Raw genomic sequence first — 20,763 nt, 5'->3', positions numbered from 1 at the left:
CCCTCCTCGCGCTCGGCGGCCTCGGCCGGGCCAAGGCGGGCCACGCCTGGGTGCTCACCCTCTTCGGCCGCTACCGCGGCACGGTCCGGCGTACCGGCCTGACCTGGATCAGCCCGCTCCTGCTGCGCCAGCGGGTCGACGTACGGCTGCGCCACTGGCGCAGCGAGCCGATGGCCGCCGTGGACTCCGGCGGCCTCGCCCTCCAGGTGGTGGTGCAGGTCGTCTGGCAGGTGAAGGACACGGCCCGGGCCACCCTCGCCGTCGAGGACCACATCGACTACCTGGCCGAGCAGGTCGAGTCGGCGATGGCCCGGGTGCTGTCCCAGTTGCCGGCCGACGCCTTCCACGAGGACGCCCCGACCCTGCGCGACGCCGAGGCCGTCGGCGACGCCCTGACCCGCATGGTGGCGGCCGAGACCGAGGCGGTGGGGATCGAGGTGTTCTCCGCCCAGCCGACCCGGATCGAGTACGCGCCGGAGGTCGCGGAGGCGATGCGCCGCCGCCGGGTCGCCGCGATCGACGCGAAGCACCGGGACACGGTGCTGACCTCGGTGGTCGACGCCGTGGACGACACGGTGCACCGGCTGACCTCGCGCGGCATCGTGGAGCTGGACGACTACGAGCGCAAGGCCCTGGTGAAGGACCTCACCGTCGCCTTCTACACGGGGCGGTCCGACCAGTAACAGCCGTCACGGGGGCACCACACGAAGACGGGTGGCCGGTAATGACCGGACCACCCGTCTTCGCATTGGTATAGACATGGCCAACTCCCGTCAATACTGTGGGACTTGGTCTAGACCTAGTACCGCCGCTCGGAGCCGCAATCCCCACCGGCCCGCCAGGGTCGATCCCCACGCGCGCGCACGTCCCCGCCCGGAATCCCCCTCCCCCCCACGCCCCAAGGAGCACCATGCGTTTCCTTCCGCATGCCCTCGTGGCCCTCGCGGCCCTCATGGCCCTCACGGCCCTCGCCGTCCACACGGCCCCCGCGCCCCCTGCGCATCGGCGCGGCCGCGACGGCCGGTCTCGGCCTCCTCGCCGGCGCCGCACTGTTCGCCGCGCCCAGCGCCAGCGGCCACGGCTACACCGACACCCCCATCAGCCGGCAGAAGCTCTGCGCCAACAGGACGGTCTCCGACTGCGGGCCCATCCAGTGGGAGCCGCAGAGCGTCGAGGGCTACAAGGGCTTCCCCGCGGCCGGTCCCGCCGACGGGAAGATATGTGCCGGCGGCCACGCCGAGTTCGCCCAGCTCGACGACCCGCGCGGCGGCAACTGGCCCGCGACCCGCGTGAACTCCGGCCAGCCCTTCGACTTCCGCTGGCAGTTCACCGCCAACCACTCCACCACCGACTTCAAGTACTACGTCACCAAGAACGGCTGGGACCCGACCAAGCCCCTGACCCGCGCCTCCCTCGACCCGCAGCCCTTCCTCGTCGTCCCCTACAACGGCGGCCGCCCGGACATGACCACCATCCACCGCGGCTCCATGCCGGCCGGCAAGACGGGGCGGCACATGATCCTGGCCGTCTGGACCGTCAACGACACCCCGATGGCCTTCTACGCCTGCTCCGACGTTCAGTTCTGACAGGACGTCAGCTAACCTCCGGCGGCATGCGGACCACGACAGCACCCGATGCCGCCGAGACCGTCGCGGAACTCGTCGCGCGCCAGTGGGGCGACCACCGGCCGGGACTGATGTACGGGGCCGGCGCGGCCGACAGCGCCGGACCCACCGTCCTCAGCCGCCACCGGACCGCCCAGGAGGCGGCCGCCCGCGCCGCGCTCCTCACCGACCTGCTGCCGGCGGCCGCGGAGCCGCACGTGGGGGTGCTGCTCGACAACACCCCCGAGTTCCCCTCCTGGCTCGGCGCGGCGGCCCTCGCGGGGGCCGCCGTCGCCGGGATCAACCCCACCCGGCGCGGCCCCGAGCTGGCCCGCGACATCCTGCACACCGACTGCCGGATCCTGGTCACCGAGCCCGCCCACCTCCCCCTCCTGCGCGGCCTCGACCTGCCCGGCGTACGCCTCCTGGTGACCGGCACCGAGGAGTACGCGGCCCTGCTCGCCCCGTACGCCGCCGCGAAGCCCGGCGAGGCCCGCGTACGCCCCGGCGGCCCCCGCCCCGACACCCGGCTGCTCCTCTACTTCACCTCCGGCTCCACCGGCGCCCCCAAGGCGGCCGTCTGCAGCCAGGGCCGCCTCGCCGCCGCCGGCGGATCGCTCGCCCGGCACTTCTCGGTCACCCCGGACGACGTCCACTACGTCTGCATGCCGCTCTTCCACGGCAACGCCGTCATCGCCGACTGGCTGCCCGCCCTCTCCGCAGGCGCCCCCGTCGCCCTGCGCCGCCGCTTCTCGGCCTCCGCGTTCCTGGACGACGTACGGGCCTACGGGGCGACGTACTTCACCTACGTCGGCCGGGCAGTGCAGTACCTGCTGGCCACCGAGCCCCGCCCCGACGACCGCGAGCACCGGCTGCGCCTCGGTTTCGGCACCGAGGCGGGCGCGGTGGACGCGACCCGCTTCGCCGAACGGTTCGGGGTCCGGCTGGTCGAGGGGTACGGGGCCACCGAGGGCGGCGCCTCTGTCCAGCGCGGCCCCGGCACCCCGGAGGGCGCGCTGGGCCGGGCCGCCCCGGGGGACGACCTGGCCGTGGTCGATCCGGAGACGGGCCGCGAGTGCCCGCCGGCGCGGCTGGACGCGCGGGGCCGCCTGCTCAACGGGGACGAGGCCATCGGCGAGCTCGTCAACCGGGGCCGGAGCCCCTTCGAGGGCTACTGGCGCAATCCCGACGCCGAGGCGGCCCGCACCCGGGGAGGCTGGTACTGGACCGGCGACCTCTTCTTCCGGGACCCCGACGGCTTCCTCTACTTCGCGGGCCGCACCGACGACCGGCTGCGGGTCGACAGCGAGAACCTGGCCGCCGCGGTGATCGAGAACGTCCTGGCCCGCTGGGAGGCGGCGGCCGCGGTCGCCGTGTACGCGGTCCCGGACGAGGTCGCGGGGGACCAGGTGATGGCCGCCGTGGCCCTGCGGGAGGGCGCCGGCTTCGACCCGGAGGCCTTCGCCGCCTTCCTCGCCGCGCAGCCGGACCTCGGCACGAAGATGGCCCCGCGCTACGTCCGGATCCTCGACGAGCTGCCCGTCACCGCCACGAACAAGATCCACCGGGTGGCCCTGCGCCGGGCCGGCTTCCTCGGTCCCGGCCCGGTCTGGCACCGGACCGGCGGCGCCTACCGCCCGCTCGACGGGGAGGACCTGGCAGCGCTGCTGGCCGCGTACGAGGCCCAGGGCCGCCGGGAGCTGCTGGACCGCTGACCGGACCGCCGACCGGACCGCCGACCGGACCGCCGAGGGGCCGCCGGGCGGTGCCCGGGCCATTGGTTTGGAGCACCCCTGGGGACCGGGTAGTATTTTCTCTGTCAGCAGGCGCCGCTAGCTCAGTTGGTTAGAGCAGCTGACTCTTAATCAGCGGGTCCGGGGTTCGAGTCCCTGGCGGCGCACCTGTCCTTCGGGCGGTTTCCGGTTCACCGGGAACCGCCCGAAGTGTTTTCCGGGCCGTCCGGCCACCACGCGGGAGCCTGGGAAGTCTCGGGAGTCCTCAGAGCGTGAGCGACAGCAGCAGCGGCGCGGCCTTGCGGTTCAGGGTGTCGGCCGCGGCGCGCAGCCGGTGGGCGTGCTCGACGGGCATGGACAGGGCGAGGCAGCCCACGGCGGCGCCGGCCGTGATCGGGACGGCCGCGCAGACGGTGCCGACGGCGTACTCCTGGAGGTCCAGGACGGGGACGGTGGCCGGCTGGGCGTCCAGCTTGGAGAACAGGATCCGCTCGTTCACGATCGTCTTCGACGTCAGCCGGGCGATCTTGTGCCGGGACAGGTGGTCGCGCCGCCCGTTCAGGTCGAGCTGGGTCAGCAGGCACTTGCCGACCGCGCTGGCGTGGGCGGCCGAGCGGAAGTCGACCCACTCGTGCACCTTCGGCGTGCGGGGGCTGTCCGCGAACTGGGTGATGCGGACCTCGCCGTCCACGTAGCGGCTGATGTAGACGGCCGCGCCGACCGAGTCCCGCAGCTTGTCGAGGGTGTCCTGGAGCTTTTCCTGGAGGGCCTGCTGCCGGTCCATGCCGGAGCCGAGCAGGACGAGGGAGTCCCCTATGGCGTAGGCGCCGTCCGAGACCTGGAGCACGTACCCTTCGCGCCGCAGCATGAGGAGCATCGGGGCGAGATGGACCGCGGGCAGGCCGGTCTCACGCGCGATCTGCACGTCGGTCACACCGCCGGTGTGCCGCGAGATCGTTTCGAGTACGCGCAGGGCGTACTGCACCGAGTGGAACGGCGCGGTCGGCTCGGGCTTCAGCGCCACGGTTTCCCCCTACCAGGTTGTTACCGCTTGCTCTACCACGATAGCCATCAAGAGGCCCACGTGGAGCGTGTGTTGATGAGATTGATGGCGCAATCGAGTCCCCCCGCCTGGGCCTACTCGACCGGCATATGCCACTGGCACGGGCGTGCCCCGGTCTGCCGGGAATGCCCGGCGAGCACATCCCGTTCGACTTCTTCGTACGAACGCCGTACGAGGCGTACGGGGCGCCGCGGGCGCACGAGCGGGACGGGACGGGAGCGACGATGAGCGACACCGGGGACACGGGCCGGCGCACGGGCGGGCAGCCGGAGGATCCGCGAGGGGGGCCGGTCCAGGACCCGGTCCGCGGGACCGCGCGCGGCGAGGCGCCCGTGCCGCTGTCGGTGCTCGACCTGGTCACCGTCGGAAGCGGCTCCACCGCCCACGAGTCCCTGCGCACCAGCGTCGAGATCGCCCGGCAGGCCGAGTCCCGCGGCTACCACCGCCACTGGGTCGCCGAGCACCACTCCATGCCCGGGGTCGCCAGCTCCTCCCCGGCCGTGATCCTGGCCCACCTCGCCGCGTACACCTCCCGGCTCCGGCTCGGCTCCGGCGGGGTCATGCTGCCCAACCACGCCCCGCTGGCCGTGGCCGAGCAGTTCGGCACCCTGGAGGCCCTGGCCCCGGGCCGGATCGACCTCGGGCTCGGCCGGGCGCCGGGTACCGACCCGCGTACGGCGGCCGCGCTGCGCGGGCCCGGGCGGCTGGACGAGGCGGCGGACGAGTTCCCCCGGCGGCTCGCGGAGCTGACCCGCTTCCTCGACGACGACTTCCCCGACGGGCACCCGTACTCGCGCGTGCACGCCGTGCCCGGCCCGGTACAGGGGCCCGCGGCCCGGCCGCCGCTCTGGCTGCTGGGCTCCTCCGGCTTCAGCGCCCGCCTGGCCGGAGAGCTGGGCCTGCCCTTCGCGTACGCCCACCACTTCTCCGCCGCCGGCACCCTGCCCGCGCTGGACCTGTACCGCGAGAGCTTCCGCCCGTCGGCGGTGCTGGACGCCCCGTACGCCATGATCGGCGTCTCGGCCCTGGCCGCCGACACCGAGGCCGAGGCCCGCGCGCAGGCGCTCGCCGGCGCGCTGGCGATGCTCCGGCTGCGCAGCGGCCGGCCGGGGCTGGTCCCGACGCCCGAGGAGGCGGCGGCGTACGACTTCTCGCCGGCGGAGCGGGAGTTCGTGGACTCCTGGCTCTCCAACATCGTCCACGGCACCGCCGACGAGGTCCGCTCCGGGCTCGACGCCCTGGTGAAGCGGACGGGCGCGGACGAGCTGATGCTGACCGCGAGCGCCCACAGCGGCGCCGCCCGCATCCGCTCCTACGGGCTCGTTGCCAATGCGTACGGGATGCCGACGGATCCCTTGACGACGCGCTGAGCGGGGCCGGATCCACGGAGAACGGCGTTTGGCTGGTTTGTTGCCGAAACCTTGCCGCAGCATGACCTAACGGAGCCTTAAACCGCTCGTCACCCGGGGTGGCGGGCGGTTTTTGGTGTGCGCTCAGGTCTCTGACGAGGGCATTTGGTCGCCGAGTGGTCTAGTCCTTCTTTGGTCCAAACCATTGACTGGGGCGCCGGGTGATCGCTATCACTTCTCTCACCTACAGCTGACGCCCTCCCCTCCCACCCCCACGGAGGCAGTTCATGCACATCCGTAAACCCCTCATCGCGGCCGCCGCCACGGCCGCGCTGGCAGCCGGAGCGCTGGCCACCTTCGCGGGACTCGGCACCGCACAGGCTGCCGACGCCTCCTCCACCGCCGCGGCCGGCGGCGTGCGGATCGCCTACTACGACCAGTGGAGCGTGTACGGCAACGCGTTCTACCCCAAGCACCTCGACACCCGGGGCATAGCGGGGAAGCTGGACGTCATCAACTACTCGTTCGGCAACATCCACCCCACCGACCTCACCTGTTTCGAGGCGAACAAGGCGGCGGGCGACGACAACAACCCCAACGCCGGTGACGGCGCGGGCGACTCGTACGCCGACTACCAGAAGTCCTTCAGCGCGGCCGACAGCGTCAGCGGCGCCGCCGACAAGTGGGACCAGCCCATCGTGGGCGTCTTCAACCAGTTCAAGCAGCTGAAGGCCAAGTACCCCCACCTGAAGATCAACATCTCGCTCGGCGGCTGGACGTACTCGAAGTACTTCAGCGACGCGGCCAAGACCGACGCCTCCCGCAAGAAGCTGGTCTCCTCCTGCATCGACCAGTACATCAAGGGCAACCTGCCCAAGGCCGACGGCTACGGCGGCCCCGGCACCGCGGCCGGGATCTTCGACGGCATCGACATCGACTGGGAGTACCCGGGCTCGTCGGGCGGCCACCTCGGCAACCACTACGCCCCCGAGGACAAGCAGAACTTCACCCTCCTGCTCAAGGAGTTCCGCGAGCAGCTCGACGCCTACGGCCAGGCCAACGGCGGCAAGAAGTACCTGCTGACCTCGGCCCTCCCGGCCGGCCAGGACAAGATCAAGTACATCGAGACGGACAAGATCGGCGCGTACCTCGACTACGCGAACATCATGACGTACGACATGCACGGCGCCTGGGACGGCGACGGGCCGACGTACCACCAGTCCCCGCTGTACTCCGGCACCAACGACCCGACCGACCCGATCGCCCCGGGCACCCAGAAGTACAGCATCGACAACGCCATCGACTCCTGGATCGACGGCAACCCGGCCTACGGCATCACCGGCGGCTTCCCCGCCAACAAGCTGACCCTGGGCTACGAGTTCTACTACCGCGGCTGGAAGGGCGTCCCCGCCGGCGCGGCGGGCGGCCTGGCCCAGCCCGCCACCGGCGCCTCCGGCGCCCGGCCCACCAGCCAGCAGGCCGGCATCGCCAACTACAAGGAGCTCGGCGGGATCGTCGACAACCCGGCGACGACCTACTGGGACGACCAGGCCAAGGCCTCCTACTTCTACAAGGACGGCGAGTTCTTCACCGGCCTGAACCAGAAGTCGATCCAGGCCCGGGTCGACTACGGCAAGCAGCGCGGTCTGGCCGGCGCGATGATGTACTCCCTCCTCGGCCTGGACAACAACACCACGCTGCTGAACCAGATCTCGGACGCCCTCGGCGGGACCACCGTGCCGCCGACCACCCCGCCGACCACGCCTCCCACCACTCCGCCCACCACGCCGCCGACGACCCCGCCGACGACGCCCCCGACCACCGGCTGCGGCAACGTCCCGGCCTACGTCCCGGGCACGGTCTACACCGCCGGCAACGAGGTCTCGCACAACGGCCGCAAGTACAAGGCCCAGTGGTGGACGCAGAACGAGGTGCCCGGCACCACCGGTGAATGGGGTGTCTGGAAGGACCTCGGCGCCTGCTGATCTCCCCCCACCCCGCGCCGAGCGCCGGACCGCCCCGCCCCTCCTCCCGAGGGGCGGGGCGGTTCCGGTTCCGGTTCCCTAAGGGGTTTCGGTGGTTCCCGTGGCGAACCGGGCCCCCGGCGGCGGCGCGATCATCTCCGCGATCCGCTCCGGGGCCACCGCGCGGGAGTACAGCCAGCCCTGCCCGGTGTCGCAGCCGACCCGCCGCAGCCGGGCCGCCTGCCCGGCCGTCTCCACGCACTCGGCGGTGACGGTCAGGCCGAGCCGGTGCGCGAGCTGCACCAGGGCCTCCACGATGGTCTCGTCGGCCGGGTTCGGGTGGGTGCCCTCCTCGTAGCGGAAGCCGCGTACGAAGGAGCCGTCCAGCTTCAGCACCGACACCGGGAGCCGGCTCAGGTAGGCCAGGTTCGAGTAGCCGGTCCCGAAGTCGTCGATGGCGATCCGCACGCCCATGTCGCTCAGCGCCTGGAGGGCCTGCAGGGGCCGGCCCGCCGACCCCATCACCGCGGACTCCGTCAGCTCCAGCTGGAGCAGCTGCGGGGCGAGGCCGGTCTCGGCGAGGATCTCCGCCACGTCTCCCACCAGGTCCGAGTCCCACACCTGGCGCACCGCCACGTTCACCGAGACGAACACCGGCGAGTCGCTGGGCTGTTCGACCTGCCAGCGCCGCGCCTGCCGGCACGCCGTGCGCAGAACCCACTGGCCCAGCTGCACGATCGAGCCGTCCTCCTCGGCGATCCCGATGAACCGATTCGGCGTCAGCATGCCGAACTGGGGGTGGTTCCAGCGGACCAGGGCCTCCACCCCGCGCACCACCCCGCTCTCCAGGTCCACCAGCGGCTGGTACTCCAGCTCGAACTCCCCGCGCTCCACGGCCGGGCGCAGGCTGGACGAGAGCGCCTGCCGGGTCATCCGGTGCGCGTTGCGCTCGGGGTCGAAGAGGGTCCAGCGGGCCTTGCCGTCCGCCTTCGCCCAGTACAGCGTGGTGTCCGCCGCCTGCATCAGCCCCGTCGCCGAGGTGCCGGCCGCGTCCCGCTCGACCACGCCGATCGACGCGGACACCGACAGCCGCTGCCCGGCCAGGTCGAAGGGCTCCTGGACGGCGGCCAGGACGCTGCGCGCCAGCTCCGCGAGCTGCTCGGTTCCGGTGGAGTCCTCGACCAGCAGGGCGAACTCGTCGCCGCCGAGCCGGGCGACGAGGTGTCCGCCCGAGCGGCCGTACCCGGACTGGTCGGCGCACTGGGTGAGCCGGGCCGCGACGGCCGTCAGCAGCCGGTCGCCGACGCGGTGGCCCAGGGTGTCGTTGACCGCCTTGAAGCCGTCGAGGTCCAGGTAGCACAGGCCGATCCGGCCGGTGCCGCCCGTGCCGTAGGCGGAGGCCTCCAGGGCGGCCGAGAGCCGCTCGAAGAACAGCGCCCGGTTGGGGAGCCGGGTGACGGGGTCGTGCATCTGGAGGTGCCGCAGCCGGGCCTGGAGGTCGCGCCGGTCGCTGATGTCGGCGACGGACAGCAGGACGTCCGGGGTGCCGGTCACCGGGCCCAGGGTGACCTCGGTCCACAGCGAGTGCCCGTCGGGGTGCTTGAGGCGGCGGGTGCAGCGCAGCCGGGCCTGCCGGCCGCGCAGCACCTCCTGGTAGGCCTGCCAGGTGCGGGCCTCCGCCGCCAGGTCCACCAGGTCGGCGGCGCACTGCCCGGCGAGGGCGTGCGGCTCGGCGCCCAGGAGGGCGGCCAGGGCCCGGTTGGCGGCGATCACCTCGCCGCTGCGGCCGACGACGGCCATGGCGAGGTGGGCCGCGTCGAAGGCGGCGCGGTAGTCGCGGGGTTCGGGCACGACAGACACCGCAGGGTGACGCTCCGTAAGGGCCGGGCGGATGCTCTCGGCCGCCGAACCGGTCTCCTCTGAGGTTCCGCTCACCGTTCGCTCCCGCTGTGTTCGTGGGTGTCCGCGCAGGAAAGTGTGCCGATCATAGAGGCTGCCGGGAGGCCCTATCCAGCGGCGTCGCCGTGTGGGGCCGGGCTCGTCGCCGTGCTGACGTCTTCGGGGGGAGGTGCTGACGGGGTGTCGGGCGGCAGCCGGGCGACCGTTTGCGCACACCTGTGAACACCTGGTGACGGCGACTGTTCTCACGTGATCGAGCGTGACGTTCTGTAGCGATGGGCGTCAAGGGCCGGGGTCACCGGCTTGCCGTACCGCTCACTCATGTGGGGCACCGGAACAGGACATTAGTCAGACAATCGCCTCAAGGTGGATGGGACGGGACGAATCCACCACCGGGAGGTCGACGTGCGGCGAGAGCAGACACCCGGGGGAGTGGACCGCTCCCGCATGCGAAGTACGGCCGCCGCGCTCACCTCCCTGACGGCGCTCGCCGCCATGTCGCTCGTCGCGGGGCCGGCGGTGGCGGCCGACACCGCCGCCGCCGGCCCCTGCGCGCTGACGCGGACGGCCGCCCACCACTCCCTCGGCGTGGACACCTGGAACGCCGCCTACCCCAAGCCCGAGCGCACCCTGAACGCCGTCATGGTCTTCCTCTCCTTCCCCGGCCACCGCGCCGCCGTGACGCCCCGGGAGCTGACGGCCGACTACTTCCCGGCGACCGGCGACTTCTTCGAGCGGGCCTCCTACGGCCGGTTCCGGCTGGTCCCGCACCCGCAGGAGCGGTGGATCCGGATGCCCCGGCCGGCGACCGCGTACGGGATACAGCGCGACTGGGCCCCCGAGGACCGGGCGGCCTACCTGCGGGACGCGGTCGCGGCCGCCGATCCGCTGGTCGACTTCAGCGCGTACGACGTCGTGTACTTCGTCGCCGACCCGGGTGCCCCCGGCGTGGACTCCGACGCCACCAAGGTCGTCAACTTCGACCGCCCGATCGTGGCGGACGGCGCGGAGCTGCGGCGGATCGTGACCGTCTTCGAGCAGCACCCGCCGGACCGCAACGTCCTTGCGCACGAGACCGGGCACGTCTTCGACCTGCCCGACCTCTACCACCGCCCGACGGACGGCAAGGGCGACTGGGACACCTACGTCGGCGACTGGGACGTCATGGGCAGCCAGTTCGGGATGTCCCCGGACCTGTTCGCCTGGCACAAGTGGAAGCTGGGCTGGCTGGATCCCGCCCAGGTGGACTGCGTACGGTCCGGCACCTCGCTGCACACCCTCCAGCCGCTGTCGCAGGTCCCGCCGCCCGGCGGCACGGGCGGCACCCGGCTCGCGGTGATCCGTACGGGTCCCGGCAGCGCGATCGCGGTCGAGGCGCGGGGCTCCGCCGGCAACGACGGGGACACCTGCACGGAGGGGGTCCTGGTCTACCGGGTCCGCAACGAGGCGGCCTCGGGCGGCGGACCGATCGAGGTGCTCGACGGCCACCCCCGCACGGAGGCCTGCTGGGACCGCTCGGTGTACCCGCCGCTGGCGGACGCGCCGCTGGAGGTCGGGGAGACCTTCACGGTCCCGGGGGAGCGGATCACGATCGAGGTGGCCGACCGGACCCAGTCGGGCGCCTACACGGTGAAGATCACCACCTGAAGGGGACGGTTCCGCACCCTCCCGCACGCCTCCCGCACCCTCCCGCACACGAAGAAGGCCCCCGCTCCGAAGAGCGGGGGCCTTCTCCCGTCTGTGCGCCGCCAGGGACTCGAACCCCGGACCCGCTGATTAAGAGTCAGCTGCTCTAACCAACTGAGCTAGCGGCGCCTGCTGACGTCGTAGACATTAGCAGGCGTTTCGGCCGAACCAAAAATCGATACCGGGCCGCGGGCGGCGTGCAGGAAGGCCCAGAGCAGGGAGTCCGGCCCCGGCAGCCAGGGCAGCCGGGTGTCCGGGGCCACCAGCCACCGCGACGGCCCGGGGGTTCCGGCCAGCGGCGGCACGGTGACGGCGTCCCCGTGGCCGTGGCACAGCGGTGCCGGGGCGGCCGGGCCCCACTCCTCCCAGGCGAGCAGCGCCGGGAGCCGCTGGGCGGTGCCGGGGGCGGCGAAGAGCAGCATCCGGCCGCGGTGGACGGCGGCCGGTCCCGAGCCGGGCCCCCGCTCCCAGAGCAGGTCGAGCATCCGGCGGCCGAGCACGAGCGGAACGTTGACGACGTCGAACGCGGTCCCGCAGGGCAGTACCGCGGGCGAGGCGGGCCGCGCCTGCCAGGCCGCGAGGGTCTCTCCGGGGTGCGCCGAAGCGGAAGCCAGCCAGGCGGCGCCCTGTGCGGTGACCTGGGTCGCGGGCGCGGTGCGTGCGTCGGGGCCGTCGAGGGCGGGGCAGCCGGCGGCCGTCGTCAGGGTCGTCATATGCCAGGTGTACCCGGCGTAGTGTGACGCTTTCACGGAGTTACCGAAAACCGGGACGGGGCGGGCGGTCCTGGGGTATCTTGCGCCGCGCATATGCCGTTCGGCCCCCGTCGGTTGCCCGACCCCCGGCCAGTGCTCCGGCGGCGGGGGCCCGGCCGGGGTGGAGCCGCAACCGCCCGGGGCCCGCCCGCGGCAAGCCCGGCCGCCCGGACCCCGACGACCGGAGACCGGAGGCCCGGGCCCGGCGTCCTGCGTCCCGTGCGACTAGACCGTGTCGGGCGTGGTGCCGCGCTGGAGGTCCTCGCCGAACTCGATCATCTTGCGGGCGTAGTCCTCGGTCCACTCCGCGATCGCGGCGATGGCCTCCGGCGGGAGCCGGTCGAAGCGCCGGGGGTCCGCCAGCTGGGCCGCCGCCAGGGCCTGGAACTCCACCGCCCGGTCCTGCGCGGCCCGGAAGGCCAGCGTCAGCTCGGTGGCCCGGGTCAGCAGCTCGCGCGGGTCCTCGATCGACTCCAGGTCGAAGAAGTGCTCCGGGTCCGTGGCGGCCTCCGAGGGCTCGAAGAGCAGCGGTGCGGGCCGCTGCCTCCGCTCGGTCCGCTCGGGCTCTGCCATGCGTGTCCTCCTGCTGCGCTCCGGATCCTGGGCCACCCTCCATTGTCCAGCGTCGCGCAAGGGTGCCGGGAGTCAGGCCGCCACGCGCTCCTTCACCAGCGCCGCGACGTCGTCCAGGACGCCCGCCAGCTCGGCGGCCAGGCCCTCGGGCGCGTTGAAGCCCCCGTCCCCGACCAGGCCGTTGATGCCGGCGATCGCCACCGAGCGCTCGGCGGGGAGCATGCCGAGCTGGGTGAGCACCGGCAGCAGCATCCGGGCGGCCGGGGCGCCGCCGGTGCCGCCGGCGCTGTAGCTGACCAGGCCGACCGGCTTGCCCTGCCACTCGCGGTAGAGGAAGTCGACGGCGTTCTTGAAGGGGGCGGTGAAGCCGCCGTTGTACATCGGCAGGACGAACACGACCGCGTCGGCGGAGTCGACGATCGCGCTCCACTCGCGGGTGTGCTGGTGGGCGTAGTTGCCGGTGGAGGCGTACTCCGGCTCGTCCAGGAAGGGCAGGGCGAGCTCCGCGAGGTCCACCGGGGCGACCTCGAACGCGCCGTGGTCGCGGGCCTGGCCGACGACCCACTCGGCGACGGGGCGTCCGGAGGAGGTGGGGCGGGTGGCGGCGGAGATGACGAGCAGGCGGGTCATGGCGTGAACTCCCGTTGGGTTCTGGTGGGGTGTGCGGTCCGCAGTCTGGTTGTTGACGTGTCACCTAGGAAAATCTGTGCCGCGTGATATGTCAACTACATTGTTGATGTGTCACCAAACTCGGTAGTCTGCTCCCATGACCGACGCGCCCGAGCCGGCCCACCCCCGCTGGCTCACCGAGTCCGAACAGCACGCCTGGTACGCCTGGCGCCGCATGTTCCCCCTCGTCGACGCGGAGATCGCGCGTGACCTCAACACGGACAGCGCACTCTCCGAAGCCGACTACGACGTCCTGTCGGCCCTCGGCTCGACCGAAGGCCACCGCATGCGGATCAGTGCCCTCGCCGTGCTGATGCAGTGGTCGCGCAGCCGCCTCTCGCACCAGATCAGCCGGATGCAGCAGCGCGGCCTCGTCGCCCGCGAGGAGGTCCCCGGCGACGGCCGCGGCGCCGAAGTGGTGCTCACCGGCCACGGCGTGGACACCATCACCGCGGCGGCCCCGCTACACGTGGAATCCGTACGCCGGCACCTGATCGACGTCCTCACCCCGGAGCAGCTGGACGCCCTCGCCGACGCCGGCGAAACCCTCCGCCGCCACTTCGGCATCACCCGCAAGGACCGCGACGGCTAGGGCCTGTCGTCAAACTCCCGTCTGCCCCGCGACGCCTGGCACGCGCTCTCGCCGCACCGGGCGAAAGCCAAGTACGTCCAGTACGCGGGCTTCCGCCCGGCGCACCGAGAGCACGCACCAGACGCCGCGGGGCCGCCCTCCGGGCGACGACGCGAGTTTGACGACAGGCCCTAGACCGTACCCTCGCCCCATGCACCGACCCGCCCCCCTGCGCCCGCCGTTGACCGAGGACGAGGTGGCCGACGCCGAGCGCGCGCTCCGCGTCCGCTTCCCCGCCGAGTACCGCGCCTACCTGCGGGGCCCCGACACCGACGGGTTCGGCGTGGTGCGCACCGAGGACGGTTGGCGCTGGCCCGGGGACGACCAGCTGCGCCGCGACCTGCTGCCCGAGCCGTTCCCGCACCCCGACTCCTACGCGGCGGCCGACAACGCGCTGTGGGAGGCGGAGCCCCGGGAAGAGGACTTCGACGACCCCGCCGAGATGACGGCCGCCTGGAACGCCTGGGACGCGGAGTGCGAGGTGTTCGAGGACGGCCGGACGGCGGGCGCGATGCGCCTCCAGGAGCACGGCTGCGGCTTCTCCACCCTGCTGGCGGTCTCCGGGCCGCTGGCCGGCACGATGTGGTGGGACGGGCGCGCCAGTTGCGACCGCATCATCCCGCTCTCCCTCGACCACGCGGGCGGCGGCCGCCCGGCCACCTTCGGGGAATGGCTCGGCCGCTCCTCCTGGGACCTGCTGCCGCCCGGCTGGGGCGGTCCCACCGGCTGATATCCGCTGGCCCGGCCGCCGCGCACGCGGTTGGATGGCCCGATGGACGGCTACGAGATCTCCATCGACCCCGACCGGCTCGACAACGAGCGGGTCCACCGCTGGCTGTCGCAGGACGCCTACTGGGCCCTCGGCCGCACCCGCGAGAGCCACGACCGGGCCGTCGGCTCGTCGCTGAACTTCGGCGCGTACGACAGCGCTTCGGGCGCCCAGCTCGGCTACGCGCGGATCGTCACCGACCTGGCCACCTTCGCCTGGCTCTGCGACGTGTACGTGGACCCCGGCGCGCGCGGCAAGGGCCTCGGCGGCGCCCTCGTCGAGGCGGTGAAGGCCCACCTGGCCCCGTACGGTCTGCGCCGCATCATGCTGGCCACGGCCGACGCGCACGCTGTCTACGCCCGGGCGGGCTTCGCGCCGCTGGAGACGGTGGACAAGTGGATGCTGTTCGGGGAACAGTAGCCGTCCCGGCAGGCGGTCCTCAGTCGTCCCAGGTCGCCGTGAAATCGCGGAACCCCTCCGAGAACATGCCCGGAACGGCTTCGTCGACGGGGCGGCCGTTCAGCCAGGTCGCCCGGGAGGTCTCGCTCTCGGTGTCGAGCAGGCAGCACACGGCGCCCGAGGCGGCCGCGAGGCCGGTGAACACCTCCCTGATGCTCGCCGAGCGTTCGAACAGCCGGCTCATCTCGGAGGTGGCCGCGGTGAAGTCCAGCAGGGCGTGGCGGGGGTGGAGCGGCGACTCGAACGTCCCCGTCAGGTAGACGTACCCCACCGCGACCCTCCCGAGTCCGTCGGGCACCATGCCGTGCCCGTCGGCGTACGCGCGCACCGCGTCGTCGGCACCGAACATGATCGAGGTGTCGAGGTCGAGCTCGCCGCCCGCGGAACAGTCGACCGGCTCGCTCTTGAACCCGGACGTGAACGGGACGGTGACCCGCTCACCGCCGGGCAGGGTCACCGTCAGCGGCGGCACCCGGTCGTCGGGCGGCGCCAGCCGGGTGAGTTCCCCCAGCGCCCGGGCGACGTTCCGCGCCGGCAGGTAGATCTGGTAGCCGTAGTCGAGCCCCATGCGGACCGCCCCCTTCGAAGACCGGCCCGGATCCTCGCACGGCCAGCCCACCCGGGGCACCCCGGTTTCCGCCCCTACGGCCGCCGGCGCCTCCCAACCGTCCGGGCTGTGTTCACCGGCCGCCTCCGGCGGCGTGCCGGACTCCGTCCGGCGTGCGGGGCGGTTGCCCGTCCGCCCCTACGGCCGCCAGCGGACGCGGTGTTCGGCCAGGTGGGCCAGGACCGAGTGGTTCGCCTCCCAACCGTCCGGGAACTTGATCGTGACGCCCAGCTGGACCGGCTCCGCCGACGGGTGGTCGTCCAGCAGCTCCGCTATCCCCGCCCGGGCCACCACCACGCAGGCGTGCCGGTGCCGGGAGGCCAGGACGCACAGGCGGCCCGTCTCCAGGTGGAACGCCGTCGCGTCGGGGCGCCCCGAGAGGGGGTGCAGGACCACCGTGAGGTCGTACTCGCGGCCCTGGAGCCGGTTCGCCGTGTCCACCGTGACCCCTGTGACGCCGAGCGACACCAGCGCCGTGCGGACCGCCGCCGCCTGGTCGCGGTGGGCGGTGCCGACGGCGATGCGGTCCGCCGTCAGCGGGGTGGGGGCGGGGGAGCGTTCGTCGGCGGTCACCGCACCCCGGTCCAGCGCCCGGCGCACCACCAGGGCCACCGCCCCCACCGCCTCCGGGTCGGTGCGCGGGGTGTGCCGGGCGGGCAGTTCCAGCAGCCCCCAGCCCGACGCGGCGGCCTCGTCCAGCACCCGGTCCGGGCCCGAGCCGTCGCCCGCGACCCCGTACGCGAGGCGCCGCTCGCCGGGGCCGGTGCCGCTGCGGAACTGCGAGTACGGGTAGAAGGCGCGCGAGACCAGCGGCGCCGCCGTCGCCGGGAGCCGCCACGACACCGGCAGCCGGTGCTGCGGCAGCCCGGGGTTGTGCGCGAGGAGCGTGGAGACCGCCGACGCCGAAGGGTCGTACGACAGCCCGGCCCACTGCTCCGCGCCGACCACGCTGAACGGGTCCAGCTGCCCCGGGTCGCCCACGAACAGCGCCCGCTCGAACAGCCCGGCCACCGCCAGCAGCGCGTCCGAGCGCATCTGGTACGCCTCGTCGACGATCGCGTGCTCCCACGGCGCGTCGGCCTTCACGTACGCCCACTTGGCGGCCGTGGAGATGGTGACCGGCAGCTCCGCCAGGTCCGCCGGCTTGGCCGACAGGGTGACCGACGGGAGCCCGCGCAGCGCCGGATCGTAGGCGTCGCCGTCACTGCTGTGCAGCCGGCCCACCTTCAGCTCCGGGTCCTTCTCGGCGAGCCGCAGCACCAGGTCGTCGACCTGCGCGTTGGTCTGCGCGACCACCATCAGCCGGCGCCCGGCGGCGGCCAGCTCCCGGGCCGCCCGCACCACGAGCGTCGACTTGCCGGCGCCCGGCGGGGAGTCCACCACCACCCCCCGCTCGGTGCCGTGCAGGGTGTCGTGGAGGATCGCGGCGGTGGCCCGGTCGGCGGCCGCGCCCGGGTCGAAGGCGGTGGTCACAACAGGTCCTCGTCGGTCACGGCGTCCAGGGCGGGGGCGGTCGCGGAGCCCGGCGGGCCGCCGTGCGTCCACGGGGTGTGCTCCGGGTCCGGCAGCTTCGGGCCGCCGCGCGCGTCGTGCTCGAACAGGGTCCAGCAGTCCCGGTCGCCCTTCTCCGGCACCGAGCCCGCCACCGGCTCCCGGCCCGCGCCCATCTTGTCGAGCACGCGCAGCACCAGCTGCCCGTCCTCCTCGTACCGCACGAACTCGAAGGCCTGCTGCCGCCCGTCCAGCGAGCGGAACACCTTCCCGCCGCCCGCGTCGGCGAGCTGCGGCCGGTCCTCGGTGGCCACCGTCACCAGCGGGCGCGGCCGGGGGCGCTTGCCCTCCGACCACTCCATCAGCACCTCGGTGACCTCGCCGGCGAAGGCCTCGCCCGCGAACCGCCGGCCCGCCATGACGAGCGGGTCGTCCAGCGCCTCCTGCGCGTCGAGGCGCACCTGCTCGGTCTCCCGCGTGGCCAGCTTCTGGGCGGCCGTCACCGCGTCGTCGCGGCGCGGCTGCGGCGGCTCGCCCGCCCGGACCCGGTCGCGGTGGCCGGTGAAGGACCAGCGGTCGCGGGTCCAGCGCTCCTCGGTCCGCCCGCCCGGCGGCAGGGTGCGCATCAGGTCGACCGCCGCCCAGGTCTGCCACCAGGCGGTCTCCATCTGGCTCAGGACCAGCCGCCGGACCGCCCGCTCGGCGAAGCGCGCGGTATCCCCGTCGCCGTTCGCGTCGGCCGCCCGGGCGGCGTCGAACTTCGCGATGGCCGGTGCGAGCAGCTTGTTGTCGAAGGCCGGGTCGGTGGCCGGGCCGGCCGGGGGGACCTCCAGCTGCCCGTCCGCGTCCCGCGCGAGCTCCACGCGCAGCGCGAACTCGGCGCCCGAGAAGCCCTCCGGCGGGTCGATCCAGCCGAGCAGCGCCCCGAGGTGCTGGTCCTCCAGGTCGCTCTGGCCCGTGGCCCAGTGCCGGCCCAGCAGGTCGGTGGCGGACAGCAGCATGGAGGAGCCGGGGACGCGGGAGCGTTCGGCGAGGTGCGTGAACCAGCGGCCGAGCAGCGGCACCTGGGTGGGGGCCGGGTAGGGGTTCTCCGGGTCCTCCTCGGCGGTCCGGCGGAACCGCATGGACCGGCCCAGCAGGCGCACGTACTCGATGCCGGCCCGGCTCGGCACGACGATCTGCGGGGCGTCCACGCACAGTTCGGCCTCGACCTTGACCTTCCTGCCGGTCTCCGGGTCGGTCTCGGTGCGCTCGGCGGGCTCGACGACGTCCGCGTACGCGTCCACGTACGCCATCACCTGCACGGCCAGGTCGGCCAGGAACCGCCAGCGCAGGTCCCGGTCGCGGGGCTGGGGTATGACGAAGATCCGCGGCTCGTGCCGGTCGGTGCCCAGCATCGCGCCCAGCGGGGCGCCCGCCTCGCCGGCGGTGGTCAGCGGTACGAAGACCAGCGGGCGCTCGCTCAGGTGGCGGTGCCGCACGGTTTCGAGCGGCAGGTTGCGGCCCGCGCGGATGTTTTTTCTGCCGGGCCAGGGTGCTCAGCAGGGGCATTCGGGGGTCTCCGGGGCCTGGTACGGGGGGTCGGGCGGCGGCCAGCGCCAGCGCCTCGGCGCGCAGCCGGGCCGCCTCGCGCAGGGCGGCGGCGGTGGGGTCGGAGCCGTGACCGGCGTCGGGGCCGGGGCCGGGGCCGGGGCCGGGGCCGGGGCCGGGGCCGGCTTCCGTTCCGGCGGCAGCGGCGAGGGCGGCCTCGACGGTGGTCAGACCGCCCAGCTCGCCCCGTACGGAACGGCCCAGCGCGGCCGGCTCCCCCGCGTCGCGGGCCCGCTCCCGGCAGTGGAAGGCCAGCTCGCAGGCGGCGAGGCACTCGGGGGCGTAGGCGGCGGAGACCGCCGAGACGGCCTCGGTCAGCTCGGCGGCGGGCCGGGCGGGGTCGAAGCACAGCCCCTGCGGCAGCCCCTCGGCCAGCTCCTCCACCCGGGTCAGCCGCTCCAGCTGGCGGCGGGTCACCGCCCGCTCCCGGCGTACGTCCACGAGTGCGGCGGTGGGCAGGTTGGAGAAGTCCTTCGGGCAGACGAGCAGCACCTGGTGGCCGACCTCGGCGCCCTCCAGCTTCCCGGCGGTCTGCTCCAGGGCCAGCACGTAGACGGCGGCCTGCCGCGCGGCGGCCCCCACCTTCGCGGCGTCGGCGGCCCCGTCGATCATCGGGAACGACTTGATCTCCACCACGGTCCAGCGGCCGTCGGGGTGCACCACGACGGCGTCGGGCTCCAGGTACGCGGGGGTGCCCGCCACCTCCAGGGCCAGCATCGGATGGTCCAGCAGCGTCCACTTCTCCGTGTTGTGGGTCTCTCGTTTGGTCTAGTGTCCTTCGCGCGGCCCCCCCCCTCGGGGCCCGCGGCGGTCAGGTTCCGGCACCCGGGAGTCCGGCCCGGGCGGCTCGGCCCCGCCGCCGAGGCGGGCGTGCGTCAGCCGCAGCAGCTCCACTCCGCCGTCGCCCTTGACCCGGGCCTCGAAGGAGTTGCCGCGGACGATCGCGAACTGCGACTGCCCGAAGGCGGCGGGGGAGCCCAGCGCGGCCGCGAGCGCGGTCTTGTCCACCCCGGCGCCGTCGAGCAGGGCCCGTCTGCCGCAGCCGGGATTGGCGGCGAGGGCGGCGAGCGCCCGCGCGTCGAGCGGGCGGGGCGGCACGGCGGGGCCGCGCAGGTCGGCGAGCCGCTGCCGCAGTGTCGTCTGGGGCGGGCCGTCGGGCGGGTAGGAGCTCACGGGCGGAAGTGTCCCATCCGCCACTGACAATCGTGGTCATACGGCGGAAACGGTCCGGTCCCCGCCCCTGTGACCCCGTCGGCGATGATGGACGGACGGTGAACCCCCACGGACCGGGAGAAACACAGATGGCCCCCCGCATCCTGCTGGCCCGCCACGGCCAGACGGCATAAAAAAAAAATCGGCAAGCACACGGCCCGCAAAGACGTGCCGCTGCTGGAGGAGGGCAGGCTGGGGGCGAAGCGGCTCGGCGACCGCCTGGCCCGGGAACCCTGGGCGGGCCTGCGCGGCCTGGAGGTGCGCACGAGCCCGCTGGTCCGCGCGAGCGAGAGCTGCGACCTGGCCGGCTTCGGGGCCCAGGCCGATCCCTGGGACACCCTGATGGAGTGGGACTACGGCGACTACGAGGGCATGACCCCGGCCGAGATCCAGGCGGTCCGGCCGGGCTGGCTGATCTGGCGCGACGGGGTCCCCGGCGGTGAGGCCGTCGCCGACGTCTCGGCGCGCGCCGACGAGGTCGTGGCCTGGGCCCGCGCGGCGGAGCGCGACGTCCTCGTCTTCGCCCACGGCCACATCCTGCGCACCCTGGCCGCCCGCTGGCTCGGCTTCGAGGCCTCCTTCGGCGCCCGCATCCGCCTGGACCCCACCTCCCTGTCGGTCCTGGGCTGGGCCTACGGCGCCCCGGCGCTGGAACGCTGGAACGACACGGGCCACCTGGAGGGCTAGGGGGTGTTGCGAAAGTCCCGCACGG

General features: G+C 73.6%; 16 protein-coding genes, 2 tRNA genes and 3 pseudogenes. 11 read left to right on the top strand and 10 right to left on the bottom strand.

The window, feature by feature from the left end:
* From SSNG_RS12680 to SSNG_RS12665, 4 genes are all read left to right on the top strand, one after another.
* A partial coding sequence (locus tag SSNG_RS12680) for an SPFH domain-containing protein (RefSeq protein ID WP_007264226.1) occupies window positions 1-683 on the top strand: 683 nt, incomplete at its 5' end.
* A 312-nt stretch (window positions 684-995) separates the two neighbouring features.
* Complete coding sequence (locus SSNG_RS12675) at window positions 996-1,586, top strand: lytic polysaccharide monooxygenase auxiliary activity family 9 protein (RefSeq protein WP_007264225.1); 591 nt, start codon at window positions 996-998, stop codon at window positions 1,584-1,586.
* Between the two features lie 26 nt (window positions 1,587-1,612).
* Window positions 1,613-3,319 carry an AMP-binding protein gene (locus tag SSNG_RS12670; RefSeq protein WP_007264224.1) on the top strand — a complete coding sequence of 569 codons (1,707 nt, stop codon included), beginning with the start codon at window positions 1,613-1,615 and terminating at the stop codon, window positions 3,317-3,319.
* Between the two features lie 111 nt (window positions 3,320-3,430).
* A tRNA-Lys gene (locus SSNG_RS12665) sits at window positions 3,431-3,504 on the top strand.
* Between the two features lie 98 nt (window positions 3,505-3,602).
* Here SSNG_RS12665 and SSNG_RS12660 read toward each other — a convergent pair.
* Window positions 3,603-4,361: an IclR family transcriptional regulator C-terminal domain-containing protein gene (locus SSNG_RS12660; protein WP_007264223.1), complete on the bottom strand. Its 759-nt coding sequence runs from the start codon at window positions 4,359-4,361 to the stop codon at window positions 3,603-3,605.
* A gap of 263 nt (window positions 4,362-4,624) precedes the next feature.
* On the opposite strand from SSNG_RS12660, the gene SSNG_RS12655 reads away from it, so the two are divergent.
* Both SSNG_RS12655 and SSNG_RS12650 read left to right on the top strand, forming a co-directional pair.
* Window positions 4,625-5,770 carry an LLM class flavin-dependent oxidoreductase gene (locus SSNG_RS12655; RefSeq protein ID WP_007264222.1) on the top strand — a complete coding sequence of 382 codons (1,146 nt, stop codon included), beginning with the start codon at window positions 4,625-4,627 and terminating at the stop codon, window positions 5,768-5,770.
* A 266-nt stretch (window positions 5,771-6,036) separates the two neighbouring features.
* Entirely contained in the window at window positions 6,037-7,734 is a 1,698-nt protein-coding gene (locus SSNG_RS12650) for a glycosyl hydrolase family 18 protein (RefSeq protein WP_007264221.1), read from the top strand.
* Between the two features lie 78 nt (window positions 7,735-7,812).
* On the opposite strand, the gene SSNG_RS12645 is transcribed toward SSNG_RS12650, so the two are convergent.
* Complete coding sequence (locus SSNG_RS12645) at window positions 7,813-9,564, bottom strand: EAL domain-containing protein (RefSeq protein WP_277752144.1); 1,752 nt, start codon at window positions 9,562-9,564, stop codon at window positions 7,813-7,815.
* 495 nt (window positions 9,565-10,059) lie between these two features.
* Here SSNG_RS12645 and SSNG_RS12640 point away from each other — a divergent pair, with 495 nt between their 5' ends.
* Window positions 10,060-11,259, top strand: a complete 1,200-nt coding sequence (locus SSNG_RS12640) for a M6 family metalloprotease domain-containing protein (RefSeq protein ID WP_128637450.1) — start codon at window positions 10,060-10,062, stop codon at window positions 11,257-11,259.
* Window positions 11,260-11,353: 94 nt separating this feature from the next.
* On the opposite strand, the gene SSNG_RS12635 is transcribed toward SSNG_RS12640, so the two are convergent.
* The 4 genes from SSNG_RS12635 to SSNG_RS12620 form a co-directional block, all read right to left on the bottom strand.
* Window positions 11,354-11,427, bottom strand: a tRNA-Lys gene (locus SSNG_RS12635).
* Complete coding sequence (locus SSNG_RS38635; RefSeq protein ID WP_063749886.1) at window positions 11,418-12,011, bottom strand: bifunctional DNA primase/polymerase; 594 nt, start codon at window positions 12,009-12,011, stop codon at window positions 11,418-11,420. Before SSNG_RS38635 ends, SSNG_RS12635 begins: the two co-directional genes overlap by 10 nt.
* A gap of 264 nt (window positions 12,012-12,275) precedes the next feature.
* Complete coding sequence (locus SSNG_RS12625) at window positions 12,276-12,623, bottom strand: hypothetical protein (protein WP_007264217.1); 348 nt, start codon at window positions 12,621-12,623, stop codon at window positions 12,276-12,278.
* A 72-nt stretch (window positions 12,624-12,695) separates the two neighbouring features.
* Window positions 12,696-13,253: an NAD(P)H-dependent oxidoreductase gene (locus tag SSNG_RS12620; RefSeq protein ID WP_007264216.1), complete on the bottom strand. Its 558-nt coding sequence runs from the start codon at window positions 13,251-13,253 to the stop codon at window positions 12,696-12,698.
* 136 nt (window positions 13,254-13,389) lie between these two features.
* Between SSNG_RS12620 and SSNG_RS12615 the strand changes: the two genes are divergently transcribed.
* From SSNG_RS12615 to SSNG_RS12605, 3 genes are all read left to right on the top strand, one after another.
* A complete protein-coding gene (locus SSNG_RS12615) occupies window positions 13,390-13,884 on the top strand; it encodes a MarR family winged helix-turn-helix transcriptional regulator (protein ID WP_007264215.1) in 495 nt (164 codons plus the stop codon).
* 190 nt (window positions 13,885-14,074) lie between these two features.
* The gene (locus SSNG_RS12610; RefSeq protein WP_007264214.1) at window positions 14,075-14,653 is read left to right on the top strand and encodes an SMI1/KNR4 family protein; all 579 of its coding nucleotides are present in this window, start codon (window positions 14,075-14,077) and stop codon (window positions 14,651-14,653) included.
* Window positions 14,654-14,695: 42 nt separating this feature from the next.
* Window positions 14,696-15,112, top strand: a complete 417-nt coding sequence (locus SSNG_RS12605) for a GNAT family N-acetyltransferase (protein ID WP_042800916.1) — start codon at window positions 14,696-14,698, stop codon at window positions 15,110-15,112.
* Between the two features lie 19 nt (window positions 15,113-15,131).
* On the opposite strand, the gene SSNG_RS12600 is transcribed toward SSNG_RS12605, so the two are convergent.
* From SSNG_RS12600 to SSNG_RS12585, 4 genes and pseudogenes are all read right to left on the bottom strand, one after another.
* Complete coding sequence (locus SSNG_RS12600) at window positions 15,132-15,719, bottom strand: hypothetical protein (RefSeq protein WP_050779611.1); 588 nt, start codon at window positions 15,717-15,719, stop codon at window positions 15,132-15,134.
* Between the two features lie 177 nt (window positions 15,720-15,896).
* Window positions 15,897-17,231: an AAA domain-containing protein gene (locus SSNG_RS12595; RefSeq protein ID WP_007264211.1), complete on the bottom strand. Its 1,335-nt coding sequence runs from the start codon at window positions 17,229-17,231 to the stop codon at window positions 15,897-15,899.
* Window positions 17,228-18,800, bottom strand: a pseudogene (locus tag SSNG_RS12590) (hypothetical protein). Before SSNG_RS12590 ends, SSNG_RS12595 begins: the two are co-directional and overlap by 4 nt.
* A gap of 48 nt (window positions 18,801-18,848) precedes the next feature.
* Window positions 18,849-20,012 (bottom strand): annotated as a pseudogene (locus SSNG_RS12585) (hypothetical protein); the annotation flags it as partial.
* A gap of 128 nt (window positions 20,013-20,140) precedes the next feature.
* Between SSNG_RS12585 and SSNG_RS12580 the strand changes: the two are divergent.
* Window positions 20,141-20,738: pseudogene (locus SSNG_RS12580) on the top strand (histidine phosphatase family protein).
* The last annotated feature ends 25 nt before the right edge of the window (window positions 20,739-20,763 follow it).

Origin of the sequence: Streptomyces sp. C (assembly GCF_000158895.1) — a bacterium.
GTDB lineage: Bacteria > Actinomycetota > Actinomycetes > Streptomycetales > Streptomycetaceae > Streptomyces > Streptomyces racemochromogenes.
This window is presented reverse-complemented; position numbering and strand designations above follow the sequence as displayed.